Here is a 13,164-nt window from a genome sequence, read left to right as displayed (position 1 = left end):
AGGTCGAGGCGATGATCTCGCCCTTGACCGAGCGCTGCATCTCCGTCACTTCCTCCGGACGCTCGTCGACCAGCAGCACCATCATGTGCACGTCCGGGTGGTTGGCCGTGATGGCGTGGGCGATGCTCTGCATCATCATGGTCTTGCCGCTCTTCGGGGGCGCGACGATCAGCGCGCGCTGGCCGCGGCCGATGGGGGCGATGATGTCGATGATGCGGCCGGTGATGTTTTCTTCGCCCTTGATGTCGCGCTCGAGCTTCATCTGCTCCTTGGGGAACAGCGGCGTCAAGTTCTCGAACATCACCTTGTGCTTGTTCTGCTCGGGCGCCATGCCGTTGACCTTGTCCAGCTTGGTCAGGGCAAAGTAGCGCTCGCCATCCTTGGGGATGCGCACCTCGCCCTCGATCATGTCGCCGGTGTGCAGGTTGAAGCGGCGCACTTGGCTGGGCGAGATGTAGATGTCGTCCGTCGAGGCCGTGTAGCTGGTGTCGGGGCTGCGCAGGAAGCCGAAGCCGTCAGGCAGGATCTCCAGCACGCCGTCGGCGAACACCTGTTCGCCGGCTTTCGCCCGCTTCTTGATGATGGCGAACATCAGCTCCTGCTTGCGCATGCGGCCGCCGTTTTCGATCTCCAGCGCTTCGGCCTGCTTGAGCACTTCGGAGACGTGCAGAGCCTTGAGTTCGTTAAGGTGCATGAAATGACTCCCTGGGCGGAGTGAATGGGGTGTCTTGGGGTGAGGGTGGGGCTGCGTGCCGTGCATGCCACGGTAGTGGCGAAGAGGACGAGCCGGTGATCCGGAGCCTGCCGCGGGGAGGGGAGTGCGGCAGTGCGATCAGCGCGCAAATTATGACAGGAAAAATTTCCGCCCGGCAGGCCTGCTGCGCGGGGCGCATCGCGCAGCGGCAGCAGGGGCCGATGCCGGCGGCAAAAACACGGCGGCCGGGCGCTGCGCAACGCCCGGCCGCGGGGGGCGGTCAGCCCAGCTGCTGGTCGATGAAGGCGGTCAGCTGCGCCTTGCTCAGCGCTCCCACCTTGGTGGCGGCCAGCTGGCCGTCCTTGAACAGCATCAGCGTTGGGATGCCGCGGATGCCGAAGCGGGCCGGCACTTCGCGGTTGTCGTCCACGTTCATCTTGGCCACCGTGAGGCGGCCCTGGTAGCTGCCTGCCACCTCATCGAGGATGGGGGCGATCATCTTGCAGGGGCCACACCATTCGGCCCAGAAGTCCACCAGCACCGGCGTGCTGGCCTGGAGCACGTCGGCTTCGAAGCTGGCGTCGGAGAGTTGTTTGATCAGGTCGCTGGCCATGGTGAGTTCCTTGGGTTCCTTCTGGGTCTGGGGGCACGCGGGTGCGGATACAGTCCGGCCATTGTGACAGAAAGCCGCGCTCCGCATGACTCTGCGGGAAGCCGCTGGCGCTATGACAGTCATAGCGCAAGACCCTGACGCGGCCGGCACGCATTCGACAAGAGAGCCCCTAGTGAATCTGGATGGAACGACCCTGCAACCTGCGCCGGCCCCCGGCCCCCTGATCGACCTGGCCGTCATGGGCGCGGGGCCTGCCGGCCTGATGGCGGCGGAGGCGGCCGCAGCCGCGGGCGCTCAAGTGCGCGTCTTCGACGCCATGCCCTCGGCAGGGCGCAAATTCCTGTTGGCCGGCAAGGGCGGGCTCAACCTCACGCACTCCGAGCCGCTGGCGTCCTTCCTCGGGCGCTATGGCGAGCGCCAGGCGCAGCTGGCGCCCCTGGTCGGGGCCTTCGGCGCCGACGCCCTGCGCGCCTGGGCGCACGACCTGGGTGTCGAGACCTTCGTCGGCACCTCGGGCCGCGTCTTTCCCGCCGACATGAAGGCCGCGCCGCTGCTGCGCGCTTGGCTGCAGCGCCTGCGCGGCCAGGGCGTGCAGATGCACATGCGCCATCGCTGGCTGGGCTGGGCCCAGGCGGCGGGGGCGGATGTGGAGGCGGGCGTACAGCACCTGCAGTTCGCCACGCCGGCGGGTGGCGCCACGGTGCGGGCGCGGGCCGTGGTGCTGGCCCTGGGCGGCGCCAGCTGGGCCCGCCTGGGCTCGGACGGCGCATGGGCGCCCTGGCTGGCCGCGCGGGGCGTGCCCGTGCAGCCCCTGGTGCCCGCCAATTGCGGCTTCGATGTGCTGAGCGCCCAGGCGCCCCAGGGCGAGACGCGGCGCGAGTTCCTGCGCGAACTGCTGGGGCAGGGCGAGCCGGCGATCGGCTGGTCGACGTATTTTTCGGAGCGCTTTGCCGGGCAGCCGTTCAAATCCGTGGCGCTGTCGTTTGCCGACAGCCAGGGACGCGCCTTTGCGCGGCGCGGCGAGTTCGTCGCCACCGCCACGGGTGTGGAGGGCAGCCTGATCTATGCCGTCTCCAGCCTGCTGCGCGACGAGATCGCCGCCCACGGGCATGCAACGCTGCACCTGGACCTGCTGCCCGACCATGCGGCCGAGCGCGTGCTGGCCGAGGTGCGCCACCCGCGCGGCGCACGCAGCCTGTCCAGCCACCTGAAGACCCGCCTGGGCCTGTCGGGCATCAAGGCGGCCGTGCTGCACGAGGTGCTGGGGCGGGACGGCATGCAGGACCCGGCGCTGCTGGCGCGCACCATCAAGGCGCTGCCCCTCACGCTGGCGCGCCCGCGCCCTGTGGATGAGAGCATCAGCACGGCCGGCGGCGTGGCGTTCGAGGCGTTGGACCCCGGCACGCTGATGCTGCACGCCTTGCCCGGCGTGTTCTGCGCCGGCGAGATGCTCGACTGGGAGGCGCCCACGGGCGGCTACCTGCTCACCGCCTGCTTTGCCACGGGCCGGGCCGCGGGCGAGGGCGCGGCGCGCTGGCTCAGAACTTAGCGCGGTAATACACCATCGGCCCGCCGCGGCGGGCGCGCAGCAGCAGCTTGGCGTCGCCCTGCAGCTGTACGCCGACGGCGCCGAACTCGGGGATCAGGCCCCCGGTGCGCGAGGCCTTCCACTGCACTTCCATGCGCGCTCCCACGGCGGCGGGGCTGTGCGACCAGACCATGCTCAATGCCTGGGGCGTGGCCGAGAACTGTGACTGGCGCGTCCAGGCCTGCACGTCCAGGTGCTTGCGCGCGTCCATGCGCAGGCGCCAGCGCATGCCCAGGTCATAGGCCAGGGCGCCCGGCGCGGCGGCCGCGCCATCGCCCGGCTGCGCCGAGACCAGGCCCAGCGTCAGGCCCAGGCTGGATGCCCGCCCGGGCGTGAGCCAGCCGGTCACATCGGTGTAGCGCAGCGCGCCGCCGTCCTGCCGTGCCGTCGTGCCAGCGCCGGGCAGGTCGATGAAGGCGGCGGCGTCCTCGCTGCGCAGGGTGTAGGGTGCCTGGACGGCCTGCCGGGCAGGTCCTTGCGCCTCTTCGGCGAGCGCGACGCCGGCCTGGGCGGCCAGACCTTCCCCGGCCAGGGCGGCGCGAGCAGGCGGTGCAGCCAGCAGGCAGCCGGCAAGGGCGGCCAGGCACAGGGAGGCAAAAGGCGGAAGGGGCGCGGCACGCGCGGGCGCAGCGGCGCGAAGGAGAAGCGGGCAGGCTGGGGGGAGCGGTCGCGATGTCATGGCAGCACACTCTTTCAGGCAGCACGAGAAGAAGCTGCCCGCAGTGTGTCCATGTTCTCCCACCCTGCCAATCTCCGGAACCCTTCCTCACTGTCAGACAAAGCCGGCAGTGCGGCCGCGCGCCGCAGGGTAGGGAAGGGGGGAGACAGAAGAGAGAAGAAGGTGACGAGCCTTACCCCCGGCACTGGCTCCACGGTTAGGGCTGCTTGGTTCCCCACCTGACCCGGTTGGCCGCTTCCCCATGCGGGGAGGCCCGTCGCCGGCGATTGTAGCCCCGATGCGATGACCTGCCGGCGTGGGCGGCCACATAGAATCGGCCCCCATGTCCTACCTTGTGCTTGCCCGCAAATACCGTCCCAAGACCTTCGCGGAGATGGTAGGCCAGGAGCACGTGGTGCAGGCCCTGGTCAACGCGCTCACGCAGCAGCGGCTGCACCACGCCTACCTGTTCACCGGCACGCGCGGCGTGGGCAAGACCACGGTCTCGCGCATCCTGGCCAAGTCGCTCAACTGCCAGGGGCCCGATGGGCAGGGCGGCATCACCGCCACGCCGTGCGGCGTGTGCGCGGCCTGCACGGCCATCGATGCCGGGCGCTTTCCCGACTACACCGAGCTCGATGCCGCCTCCAACCGCGGCGTGGACGAGGTGCAGGGCCTGCTGGAGCAGGCCGTGTACAAGCCGGTGCAGGGGCGCTTCAAGGTCTTCATGATCGACGAAGTGCACATGCTCACGAACACGGCCTTCAACGCCATGCTCAAGACGCTGGAGGAGCCGCCCGAGTACCTGAAGTTCGTACTGGCCACGACCGACCCGCAGAAGGTGCCGGTCACGGTGCTCTCGCGCTGCCTGCAGTTCAACCTGCGGCCCATGGTGCCCGAGACGGTGATGGAGCACCTGACGCAGGTGCTGGCCGCCGAGCAGGTGCCGGCCGAGCCGCAGGCCCTGCGCCTGCTGGCGCGCGCGGCGCGCGGCTCCATGCGCGATGCGCTGTCGCTCGCCGACCAGGGGATCGCCTTCGGCGGCGGCGAGCTGCGCGAGGCCGACGTACGCCAGATGCTCGGCAGCGTGGACCGCAGCCACGTCTTTGCGCTCATCGACGCGCTTGCGCAGGGCGACGGCCTGGTCGTGCTGCAGACCTGCGAGCTGCTGCGCACCCAGGGGCTGTCGGCGGCGCAGACGCTTGAAGACATGAGCCTCGTGCTGCAGCGCATGGCCGTGCTGCAGGCCGTGCCGCAGGCCGCTGGCCAGGACGGTGATGACCCGGAGGCAGCCGAGATTGCCCGGCTGGCGGCCGCCCTGCCAGCCGACGAGACGCAGCTGCTCTACAGCATCTGCCTGCACGGCCGCACGGAGCTGGGCCTTGCGCCGGACGAATACGCCGGCCTGGTCATGGTGCTGCTGCGCCTGCTGGCGTTCAAGCCGGCAGGACAGGCCGCCGCTGCAGCAGCCCCGGCTGAAAAAAAAAGCCTGAAGGCGCCCCCGGCTGAGGCGCCATCCCAGGCCCCGCCCGGGGCGACCGCCCGCGCCGCCGCGCAGGCCGTGCCTGGCGAGCCCCCTGCGCCGCGGCACCCGCCGCCGGCCGCCACCCCGGCGGCGCAGGCACCCGCCGCTCCCGCGCCCGCGCCGCCGCTGCGCCTGCCCGTCAGGGCCCCCGAGGAAATTGCATCAAATCGCCCTCCAGCCATTGATGGTCTTGGAGATATAGCTATTGAAAATATAGCTGTACCGGTGCGGACCGCACCCGAGCCCAGCCCGCGCCTGCAGCCCCGTGCCGGTGCGTCCGGGCAGGCCGGCGCCCCGTTGCGGCCCACTGCCGAGGGCGACGTCTGGCACGCCACCGTGCAGCAGCTCATCGGGCAGGAGTCCATCGCCGCCCTGACGCGCGAGCTGGCGCTGCAGTCCCAGCTTGTCGCACGCGACGACGACCACTGGCTGATCCGCGTGGAGCGCGAATCGCTCAACCAGCCGGTGGCGCGCGAGCGCCTGCGCGCGGCGCTGGAGGCGGCGGGCTGCGCCCGCCAGATCAGCGTGGAGGTAGGCGTGGTCACCGACAGCCCGGCGCGGCGCAACGCGCAGGCCGCCCAGGAGCGCCAGCGCCGCGCCGAAGCCATCGTCCATGCCGACCCCTACGTGCAGCAGCTCATGCGCGAGTTCGGCGCCAAAATCGTGCCGGGCAGCATCAGGCCGGCCTGACGGTACGGCGCCAGCGCAACCTCTTCATTTTCATCACCCATCCATACACAAAGGAAGCACAACCATGTTCAACAAGGGACAGCTCGCCGGCCTCATGAAGCAGGCCCAGGCCATGCAGGACAACCTCAAGAAGGCGCAGGACGAGCTGGCGAACATCGAGGTCGAGGGCGAATCGGGCGCGGGCCTGGTCAAGGTGCTCATGACCTGCAAGCACGACGTGCGGCGCGTCACCATCGACCCCAGTCTGCTGGAGGAAGACAAGGACATGCTGGAAGACCTGGTGGCCGCCGCCTTCAATGCCGCGGTGCGCCGCGCCGAGGAGACTTCGCAGGAGAAGATGGGCAAGCTCACCGCCGGCATGCCGGGCCTGCCCCCGGGCATGAAGTTCCCGTTCTGAAACCTCCGAGCCGGTCGCGCGGCCGGCCCCGGACCTTTTGGACCATCCACCCATGTCCGATACCAGCTCCCTCGACGCCCTGGTCCAGGCCCTGCGCCGGCTGCCGGGCGTGGGCCAGAAGTCCGCCCAGCGCATGGCCTTTCACCTGCTGCAGCACGACCGCGCCGGCGCGCAGTTGCTGTCGCGGGCGCTGGCGCAGGCGGCGGGCAGCGTGCGCCACTGCGAGCGCTGCCACACCTTCACCGAGGACGCGCTGTGCGCCGTCTGCAGCGACCCCACGCGCGACGCCACGCGCCTGTGCGTGGTGGAAACGCCGGCCGACCAGGCCGCCATGGAGCGCACCGGTGCCTTCCGCGGCCTGTACTTCGTGCTCATGGGGCGGCTCTCGCCACTGGACGGCGTGGGTCCGCGCGACATCGGCGTGCAGGAGCTGCTTGAGCGCGCCGGCGACGGGGTGGTGCAGGAGGTCATCCTGGCCACCAGTTTCACCGCCGAGGGCGAGGCCACGGCGCATGCCCTGAGTGAGGCGCTCAGGCGCCGCGGTGTGCGCGTGACGCGCCTGGCGCGTGGCGTGCCGGTGGGCAGCGAGCTGGAATACGTGGACCTGGGCACCATTGCCCACGCCCTGGCCGACCGACGCTGAAGCAGCTCTGGCAGGAGTCCCCGCCCCTCTCAGGGACGACCCGGAGGTTCTTGCAGAGGGCGGTTTCACCGCTAGACTGCGGCTTTCGCGCGCGCCGCGCACGGCCGCCCCGGCACGTCCCGGGGCCGGGCCGCGGCACCTTATGGCGTTTCGTGGACAAGCATGGCCGACACCCTTTATTCATCGCAGGACTTTCCCCACGCACCTGGGGTGATGAGCGCAAGGATTCGCGCCTTCGACTGGGCGTCGCATCCCCTGGGTCCCATCAGCTCCTGGCCCCCGACGCTGCGCGTGGTGCTGGACTTCATGCTCGGCTCGCACTTTCCGAAGTGCCTGGCTTGGGGCGAGCAGCAGTTCATGTTCTACAACGACGCCTACCGCCCCATCCTGGGCGACAAGCCCGAGGCGCTGGGCCGGCCCCTGCCCGAGGTCTGGCACGAGACCTGGCCCTTCGTGCGTGACATCGCCGAGCGCGCCATGGCCGGGGAGGCGACCTTCAAGCAGGACATGCCGCTGACCGTGCTGCGCCACGGCTACCCCGAGCAGACCTGGTTCACCTTCTGCTTCAGCCCGATACGCGACGAGCACGGCGGGGTGGGCGGCTGCGCGGTGACCGTTGTCGAGACCACGCAGGCACAGCGGGAGCAGCGCCAGCTGCGCGACGAGGCCACGTCGCTGGAGCAGCAGGTGGCCCTGCGTACGGCCGACCGCGACCGGCTGTGGAGCATGTCGGATGCGCTGATGATCGTCTCGCGCTTCGACGGCGTCATCGTGGCCGCCAGTCCCGGCTGGACGGCGGCGCTGGGCTGGAGCGAGGCCGATACCGTGGGGCGGCACATCCGTGCCTTCGTGTGCCCGGAGGACGCGGCGGCGCTGGACGCCGAGGGCACGCTGCTGCGCACCGTCGCGCAGCGCCGCCAGGTGCACATGCGCTTCGTGCGCAGCGATGGCCAGGTTCGCACCATCGCCTGGTCGGTGGTGGCGGCCGACGGGTTCCTGCACGCCGTGGGGCGCGACGAGACCGAGGAGCTCGAACGCTCGCAGCAGCTTAGCGAGGCGCAGGAGCGCCTGCGCCAGGGCCAGAAGATGGAGGCCATCGGCCAGCTCACGGGCGGCATCGCGCACGATTTCAACAACATGCTGCAGGGCATCGTGCTGCCCCTGCAACTCATGCAGCGGCGGCTGCAGCAGGGCCGCGTGGAGGAGGTGCAGGGCTATATCGACGCCGCCCTGGCGTCCACGCGCCGCGCGGCCTCGCTCACGCAGCGGCTGCTGGCGTTCTCGCGCCGCCAGCCTCTGGACGTGCGCCCCACCGATGTGGCGGCCGTGTTGCAGGGGCTCGAACCCATGCTGCGCAGCAGCTGCGGCGAGAACATCCGCCTGGCCATGCAGGTGCCCGAGCAGCTGTGGAGCGTGCTCACCGACCTGCACCAGCTGGAGAACGCGGTGCTCAACCTGGCCATCAACGCCCGCGACGCCATGCCCGACGGCGGCACGCTGGAGCTGGCTGCGGCCAACGAGCACGTGAGTGACGAGCACGGCAGCGGCCGCGGCAAAAGCGGCCTGGCACCGGGCGACTACGTGCGCCTGAGCGTCACCGACTCCGGCACCGGCATGACGGCGGACGTGATCGAGCGGGCCTTCGACCCCTTCTTCACCACCAAGCCCATAGGCCAGGGCACGGGGCTGGGCCTGTCGATGATCTACGGCTACATGCGCCAGACGGGCGGCTCCGTGGAGATCGACAGCCGCCAGGGCCGCACCACCGTGCACCTGTACCTGCCGCGCAGCGACAACCAGGAGGCCCAGGCCGAGGCGCCGGTGGAGCTCAGCGCCCAGGCCCTGCCGCGCCGGCGCGACGCCGTGCTGGTCGTGGAGGACGACGCCACCGTGCGCGCGCTGGTGGTGGAGCTGCTGGCGGACATGGGCTTCCAGGTGCTGCAGGCGGCCAGCGGTACCGAGGCCATGGCGCTGCTGTCGGGGGCGCTGCAGTTCGACCTGCTCATCACCGACGTGGGCCTGCCCGGCCCCAACGGCCGGCAGGTGGCCGACCTGGCGCGCGAGCGCCTGCCCGCCATCCGCGTGCTGCTGATGACGGGCTATGCCGAGCGCGCCGCGCTCAGCGAGAACCTGCTCGGCCAGGATATGGAGCTGATCGTCAAGCCCTTCGACGCCCCGGCCTTCGTGCGCAAGATCCAGCAGATCATGGACCAGGAGCAGGCGGCCGAGCAGTCCTGACCCCTGGGCGGCCCCCGGGCGGCCGCGGTAATAAAATCCTCGGCTTTTGCGCCCCGCCGCAGCGGAGCCGCAGCCCGCGCGGGCGGCCCCAGAGCCATCTGCCTGCGCTTTTCCTGGACCCTTTGCCGGATGTTTGCGCGCTGCTTGGCGGCGCGGCGCATCCGCGCTTCTGCCATCACCCTGCTTTCATGATCGACCTTCGGGGCATCACCCAGATCTACCAGAGCCCCGGCGGCCCCGTCGAGGCCCTGCGCGGCATCGACCTGCACATCACGCCGGGCGAAGTCTTCGGCATCATCGGCCGCAGCGGCGCGGGCAAGAGCTCGCTGGTGCGCGTGATCAACCTGCTCAACCGGCCTTCCAGCGGCCAGGTGCTGGTCGCAGGACGCGACATGACGCGGCTGCCCGAGGCCGAGCTGCGCGCCGCCCGCCGCGAGATCGGCATGGTGTTCCAGCACTTCAACCTGCTGTCCTCGCGCACCGTCTATGGCAACGCCGCGCTGCCTCTGGAGCTGGCCGGGATGGACGGCGCGCAGATCCGCGAGCGCGTGGGGCCGCTGCTGGAGCTGGTTGGCCTGGCGCACCTGGCCGACCGCTACCCGGCGCAGATTTCGGGTGGGCAGAAGCAGCGCGTGGGCATCGCCCGGGCGCTGGCCAGCCGCCCCAAGGTGCTGCTGTCCGACGAGGCCACCAGCGCGCTGGACCCCGAGACCACCCGCTCCATCCTGGAGCTGCTGCGCCAGGTCAACCGCGACCTGGGCGTGACGGTGGTGCTGATCACGCACCAGATGCAGGTCATCAAGCAGATCGCCGACCGCGTGGCGGTGATCGACGCCGGCCGCATCGCCGAGATGGGCAGCGTCATCGACGTCTTCACCCGCCCGCGCGAGTCCATCACCAAGAGCCTGATCGACGAGATCGTGCCGCAGGAGCTGCCCGCCAGCGTGCTCGCGCGCGTACGCCAGCTGGCCGCGCGCCTGGCGCCGGGCCACGGCGGGCAGCTCCTGCGCCTGTCGTACGCGGGCGAGCAGGCCTACGAGCCCATCCTGTCGCACCTGATCCGCGAGCTGGGGCTGGACCTGTCCATCCTGCACGGGCAGATCGACGAAATCCAGCAGCAGACCTTCGGCTCGCTGGCGGTGTATGCCAGCGGGCCCATGGCGCGCATCGGCGCGGCCATCGACTACCTGCGCGCCGGCGGCGTGGCCGTGCGTACGGTGGATGTGGGCGTTTGACGGAAGCGGAGGACGGGCGATGTTCGAGAATTTTTCGCAGGTGATGCTGGAGCTGTTTGCCACCTCGCTGTGGGAGACGGTGGTGATGGTGGGCGTCTCGGGGGTGCTGGGCGGGCTGGTGGGCATTCCGCTGGGGGTGTTCCTGCGTCTGACCGACGCGGGCGGCATCCTGGAGAACGGCTGGGCCAATCGGCTGGTGGGCGGCGTGGTGAACGCCGTGCGCTCCACGCCCTTCATCATCCTGCTGGTGGCCATCATCCCGTTCACGCGGCTGGTGACGGGCTCGTCCATCGGCACCTGGGCGGCCGTGGTGCCACTGACGCTGGCGGCTGCGCCCTTCGTCGCGCGCCTGGTCGAGACGGCGCTGCGCGAGGTCGATGGCGGTCTGGTCGAGGCGGCGCAGTCCATGGGCGCCACCACGGGCCAGATCGTCTGGAAGGTGCTCCTGCCCGAGGCGCTGCCGGGCATCGTCGCGGGTCTGACCATCAGCTTCGTCAGCCTGACCGGCTACTCGGCCATGGCCGGTGCCGTGGGCGGCGGGGGCCTGGGTGACCTGGGCATCCGCTATGGCTATCAGCGCTTTCTGCCGGACGTGATGCTGGCCGTGGTGGTTCTCCTGATCGTCTTCGTGCAGGCCATCCAGAGCCTGGGCGACTGGGCCGTGCGGCGGCTGTCGCACCGCTGACAGCTTGCTCAGTTTTTAGTAGCTAAAGGTCTTTGTCTGGCGCGGGTTTCGGGCTGATTTGGCATCAATCGCGGGCCTGCCACATACTTGGGGCAGAACTTCAGGAGACCCGCACATGACCGACGACCGCCCCCCCTTCGCCCCGCTGGACGAGACCCTGCTGCAGCGCGCGCTGCCGCTGCTCGACGATGAATGGCTGCAGCGCGACGCCGACCTGGCCCCGGTGCTGCCCGTGGTGCTGGCGCGCGGCGTGGGGCAGGACTGGCACAAGGCCGGCACTTTCCGCCACCATCTGGTGGGCGTGGCGCGCTCGCTCAGCGTCTGGCAGCAGCCGCGCGACGTACGCCTGCTGGGCCTGCTGCACAGCGTCTATGGCAACGCCTTCGTCGATCTGGTGAAGTTCGATGCGGCCAGCGAGCGCCGGCGGCTGCAGGAGCTGGTCGGCGCCGAGGCCGAGCACCTGGTGCACCTGTTCTGCACCATCAGCCGCGGGCAGTTCGTGCAGAAGGTGCTGGCGGGCGAGGTGCGGCAGGACGGCACGCTGGAGGTCGAGCTCAACGGCCCGGCCCCGCGCAGCAGCGTGCGGCTGAGCGCCTACGAGGTCGCGGCGTTTGTCATCGTCAGCATGGCCGACACCATCGAGCAGTGGTTCAGCTGGCAGGACGAGATCTACTCGCGCTTCCCTGCCACCGACACCACGCGTCGCCAGGCCGTGCACTGGGCCGCGTCGCTGTGGCCGGGGCCCATGCGTCCCACCGCGCGCATGGTCAGCCAGGTGGGGGCCCTGGGCCAGGCGCTGCAGCACCCGGCGCTGGCCGGCCAGCTGCCGCTGCCGCCGGTGCTGGGCGGCTGCACGCAGGAGCTGACCGCGCAGCGCGAAGCCGCCGCCATGGCCCTGTACTGGTCGGTCGCGCAGCTGGCCCAGCCGCTGGTGGACCTGGACGGGGCCACCAGCACGCTGGAGCAGGCCGTGCAGCTCAACCCCTGGGTGGGCGAGCCGCAGATGGTGCTGGCGCAGCTCTACCTGTCGGCCGGCCGCGCCGAGGACGCGTCGCGCGCCGCGCGCGGGGCGCTGCAACAGTTCTGCGCCTGGGGCAATTCCTGGGACAAGCGCGTGCAGTGGGACGCCTGGGTGGCCTGGACGCGCATCCTGCTGCAATCGGCCGAGGAGGGCACCTGGCCCGAGCGGCTGGACCGGCTCAACAATCTGGCGCTGCGCTGACGGGCGACGCGGCGCCCGGCCCGGCCCGGTCCGTCAGGCCACCTGGGCGATGCGCTCGGGGTTGGCGGCGCCCGGCGACACCTGGGCCGTGATCTCGCGGGCGGCTGCGGTCAGCGCCTCGTCCCGCGCGGCCGGCCCCAGGGCCGTGCCCTCGGCGCGCACGAAGCGCACGTCGGTCACGCCGAAGAAGCCCAGCACCGTCTGCAGGTAGCTCTCCTGGTGCTCCATTGCACGGCCGGCTTCGCTGGTCGAGTACACGCCGCCGCGGCTGGAGGCGATGATGACCGTCTTGCCCCGGGCCAGCCCTTCGGCGCCACTGGCGGTGTAGCGGAAGGTGCGCCCGGGCTGGGCCAGGCGATCGATCCAGGCCTTGAGCTGGGTCGGGACGGTGAAGTTGTACAGCGGCGCGCCGATGACCACCACGTCGGCGGCCAGGAACTGGCGCACCAGCCGCTCGGAGACGGCGTTCTCGCGCAGCTGCACCTCGCTCAGGCCCTCGGTCTGGCCGGTGCGCGGGGCCATGGCGTCCATGGTGAAGTGGGCCGGGGCGTCGGCGGCCAGGTCCAGGTGCTCGACGCGCGTGCCGGGGTAGTGGTCCAGCCAGGCGCGCACGATGCGCGCGGTGAGCTGGCGCGAGACGGATTGTTCGCCGGTGATGGCCGAGTCGACGTGCAGCAATTGCATGGTTGTCCTTCCTGGAGTTCGGTGTTGTTCAGGGTTAACCCGAAATTTTCGGGAATGATAGATTGTCTCTGTGGATTGAATGCTTGATAAGGCCCTGTCATCGCGATAGATTGTCTCGTTGATGAAGCGAAAGGACTGCGCTCATGCAAGATCTGAACGACATGCTCTACTTTGCCGAGGTGGCCGAGCGCGGCGGCTTTGCCGCGGCCGGGCGCGCCCTGGGCATTCCGAAATCGCGCCTGTCGCGCCGCGTGGCCGAGCTGGAGGCGCGCCTGGGCGTGCGCCTGCTGCA

13 protein-coding genes and 1 other RNA gene are annotated in these 13,164 nt (G+C 70.5%); 9 read left to right on the top strand and 5 right to left on the bottom strand.

Annotated elements, in window-relative coordinates:
• Together rho and trxA are read right to left on the bottom strand one after the other, a co-directional pair.
• On the bottom strand, nt 1-694 hold a 694-nt coding region (gene rho, locus RT051_RS13145; protein WP_313077357.1), incomplete at its 3' end, for a transcription termination factor Rho.
• Between the two features lie 280 nt (nt 695-974).
• Nucleotides 975-1,307, bottom strand: a complete 333-nt coding sequence (gene trxA, locus RT051_RS13140) for a thioredoxin TrxA (RefSeq protein WP_313077354.1) — start codon at nt 1,305-1,307, stop codon at nt 975-977.
• Nucleotides 1,308-1,545: 238 nt separating this feature from the next.
• Between trxA and RT051_RS13135 the strand changes: the two genes are divergently transcribed.
• Nucleotides 1,546-2,856, top strand: coding sequence for a TIGR03862 family flavoprotein (locus tag RT051_RS13135; RefSeq protein WP_313077362.1), 1,311 nt, complete (start codon nt 1,546-1,548; stop codon nt 2,854-2,856).
• Here the strand turns inward: RT051_RS13135 and RT051_RS13130 are convergent.
• Together RT051_RS13130 and ffs are read right to left on the bottom strand one after the other, a co-directional pair.
• Complete coding sequence (locus tag RT051_RS13130; protein ID WP_313077352.1) at nt 2,846-3,574, bottom strand: hypothetical protein; 729 nt, start codon at nt 3,572-3,574, stop codon at nt 2,846-2,848. The two genes, RT051_RS13135 and RT051_RS13130, sit on opposite strands and share 11 nt — an antisense overlap.
• Before the next feature lie 161 nt (nt 3,575-3,735).
• Nucleotides 3,736-3,832, bottom strand: an RNA gene (ffs, locus tag RT051_RS13125) — signal recognition particle sRNA small type.
• A gap of 64 nt (nt 3,833-3,896) precedes the next feature.
• Between ffs and dnaX the strand changes: the two genes are divergently transcribed.
• The 7 genes from dnaX to RT051_RS13090 all read left to right on the top strand — a co-directional run bounded on the left by dnaX (nt 3,897) and on the right by RT051_RS13090 (nt 12,188).
• Nucleotides 3,897-5,768, top strand: a complete 1,872-nt coding sequence (gene dnaX / locus RT051_RS13120) for a DNA polymerase III subunit gamma/tau (protein WP_313077350.1) — start codon at nt 3,897-3,899, stop codon at nt 5,766-5,768.
• Nucleotides 5,769-5,832: 64 nt separating this feature from the next.
• Nucleotides 5,833-6,165: a YbaB/EbfC family nucleoid-associated protein gene (locus tag RT051_RS13115; RefSeq protein WP_313077347.1), complete on the top strand. Its 333-nt coding sequence runs from the start codon at nt 5,833-5,835 to the stop codon at nt 6,163-6,165.
• Between the two features lie 52 nt (nt 6,166-6,217).
• Nucleotides 6,218-6,808 carry a recombination mediator RecR gene (recR, locus tag RT051_RS13110; protein WP_313077345.1) on the top strand — a complete coding sequence of 197 codons (591 nt, stop codon included), beginning with the start codon at nt 6,218-6,220 and terminating at the stop codon, nt 6,806-6,808.
• A 213-nt stretch (nt 6,809-7,021) separates the two neighbouring features.
• Entirely contained in the window at nt 7,022-9,046 is a 2,025-nt protein-coding gene (locus RT051_RS13105; RefSeq protein ID WP_313077344.1) for a response regulator, read from the top strand.
• Nucleotides 9,047-9,234: 188 nt separating this feature from the next.
• A complete protein-coding gene (locus RT051_RS13100) occupies nt 9,235-10,281 on the top strand; it encodes a methionine ABC transporter ATP-binding protein (RefSeq protein WP_313077343.1) in 1,047 nt (348 codons plus the stop codon).
• A 19-nt stretch (nt 10,282-10,300) separates the two neighbouring features.
• Nucleotides 10,301-10,966, top strand: a complete 666-nt coding sequence (locus RT051_RS13095) for a methionine ABC transporter permease (protein ID WP_313077342.1) — start codon at nt 10,301-10,303, stop codon at nt 10,964-10,966.
• A 115-nt stretch (nt 10,967-11,081) separates the two neighbouring features.
• Nucleotides 11,082-12,188: a DUF6817 domain-containing protein gene (locus RT051_RS13090; protein WP_313077341.1), complete on the top strand. Its 1,107-nt coding sequence runs from the start codon at nt 11,082-11,084 to the stop codon at nt 12,186-12,188.
• Nucleotides 12,189-12,221: 33 nt separating this feature from the next.
• On the opposite strand, the gene RT051_RS13085 is transcribed toward RT051_RS13090, so the two are convergent.
• Nucleotides 12,222-12,872, bottom strand: coding sequence for an FMN-dependent NADH-azoreductase (locus RT051_RS13085; protein ID WP_313077340.1), 651 nt, complete (start codon nt 12,870-12,872; stop codon nt 12,222-12,224).
• A 143-nt stretch (nt 12,873-13,015) separates the two neighbouring features.
• Between RT051_RS13085 and RT051_RS13080 the strand changes: the two genes are divergently transcribed.
• The coding region (locus RT051_RS13080) for a LysR family transcriptional regulator (protein WP_313077360.1) at nt 13,016-13,164 on the top strand (149 nt) is incomplete at its 3' end.

Source organism: Melaminivora sp., assembly GCF_032059615.1.
Taxonomy (GTDB): Bacteria; Pseudomonadota; Gammaproteobacteria; order Burkholderiales; family Burkholderiaceae_C; genus Melaminivora.
The sequence above is the reverse complement of the archived record's forward strand: the minus strand, read 5'-3'. Positions and strand labels throughout refer to the sequence as shown.

What these genes read in the sequence shown, in the direction of transcription:
- trxA (WP_313077354.1), bottom strand. Translation starts at nt 1,307, where the DNA reads ATGGCCAGCGACCTGATCAAACAACTCTCCGACGCCAGCTTCGAAGCC.
- RT051_RS13135 (WP_313077362.1), top strand. Translation starts at nt 1,546, where the DNA reads ATGGGCGCGGGGCCTGCCGGCCTGATGGCGGCGGAGGCGGCCGCAGCC.
- RT051_RS13130 (WP_313077352.1), bottom strand. Translation starts at nt 3,574, where the DNA reads ATGACATCGCGACCGCTCCCCCCAGCCTGCCCGCTTCTCCTTCGCGCC.
- dnaX (WP_313077350.1), top strand. Translation starts at nt 3,897, where the DNA reads ATGTCCTACCTTGTGCTTGCCCGCAAATACCGTCCCAAGACCTTCGCG.
- RT051_RS13115 (WP_313077347.1), top strand. Translation starts at nt 5,833, where the DNA reads ATGTTCAACAAGGGACAGCTCGCCGGCCTCATGAAGCAGGCCCAGGCC.
- recR (WP_313077345.1), top strand. Translation starts at nt 6,218, where the DNA reads ATGTCCGATACCAGCTCCCTCGACGCCCTGGTCCAGGCCCTGCGCCGG.
- RT051_RS13105 (WP_313077344.1), top strand. Translation starts at nt 7,022, where the DNA reads ATGAGCGCAAGGATTCGCGCCTTCGACTGGGCGTCGCATCCCCTGGGT.
- RT051_RS13100 (WP_313077343.1), top strand. Translation starts at nt 9,235, where the DNA reads ATGATCGACCTTCGGGGCATCACCCAGATCTACCAGAGCCCCGGCGGC.
- RT051_RS13095 (WP_313077342.1), top strand. Translation starts at nt 10,301, where the DNA reads ATGTTCGAGAATTTTTCGCAGGTGATGCTGGAGCTGTTTGCCACCTCG.
- RT051_RS13090 (WP_313077341.1), top strand. Translation starts at nt 11,082, where the DNA reads ATGACCGACGACCGCCCCCCCTTCGCCCCGCTGGACGAGACCCTGCTG.
- RT051_RS13085 (WP_313077340.1), bottom strand. Translation starts at nt 12,872, where the DNA reads ATGCAATTGCTGCACGTCGACTCGGCCATCACCGGCGAACAATCCGTC.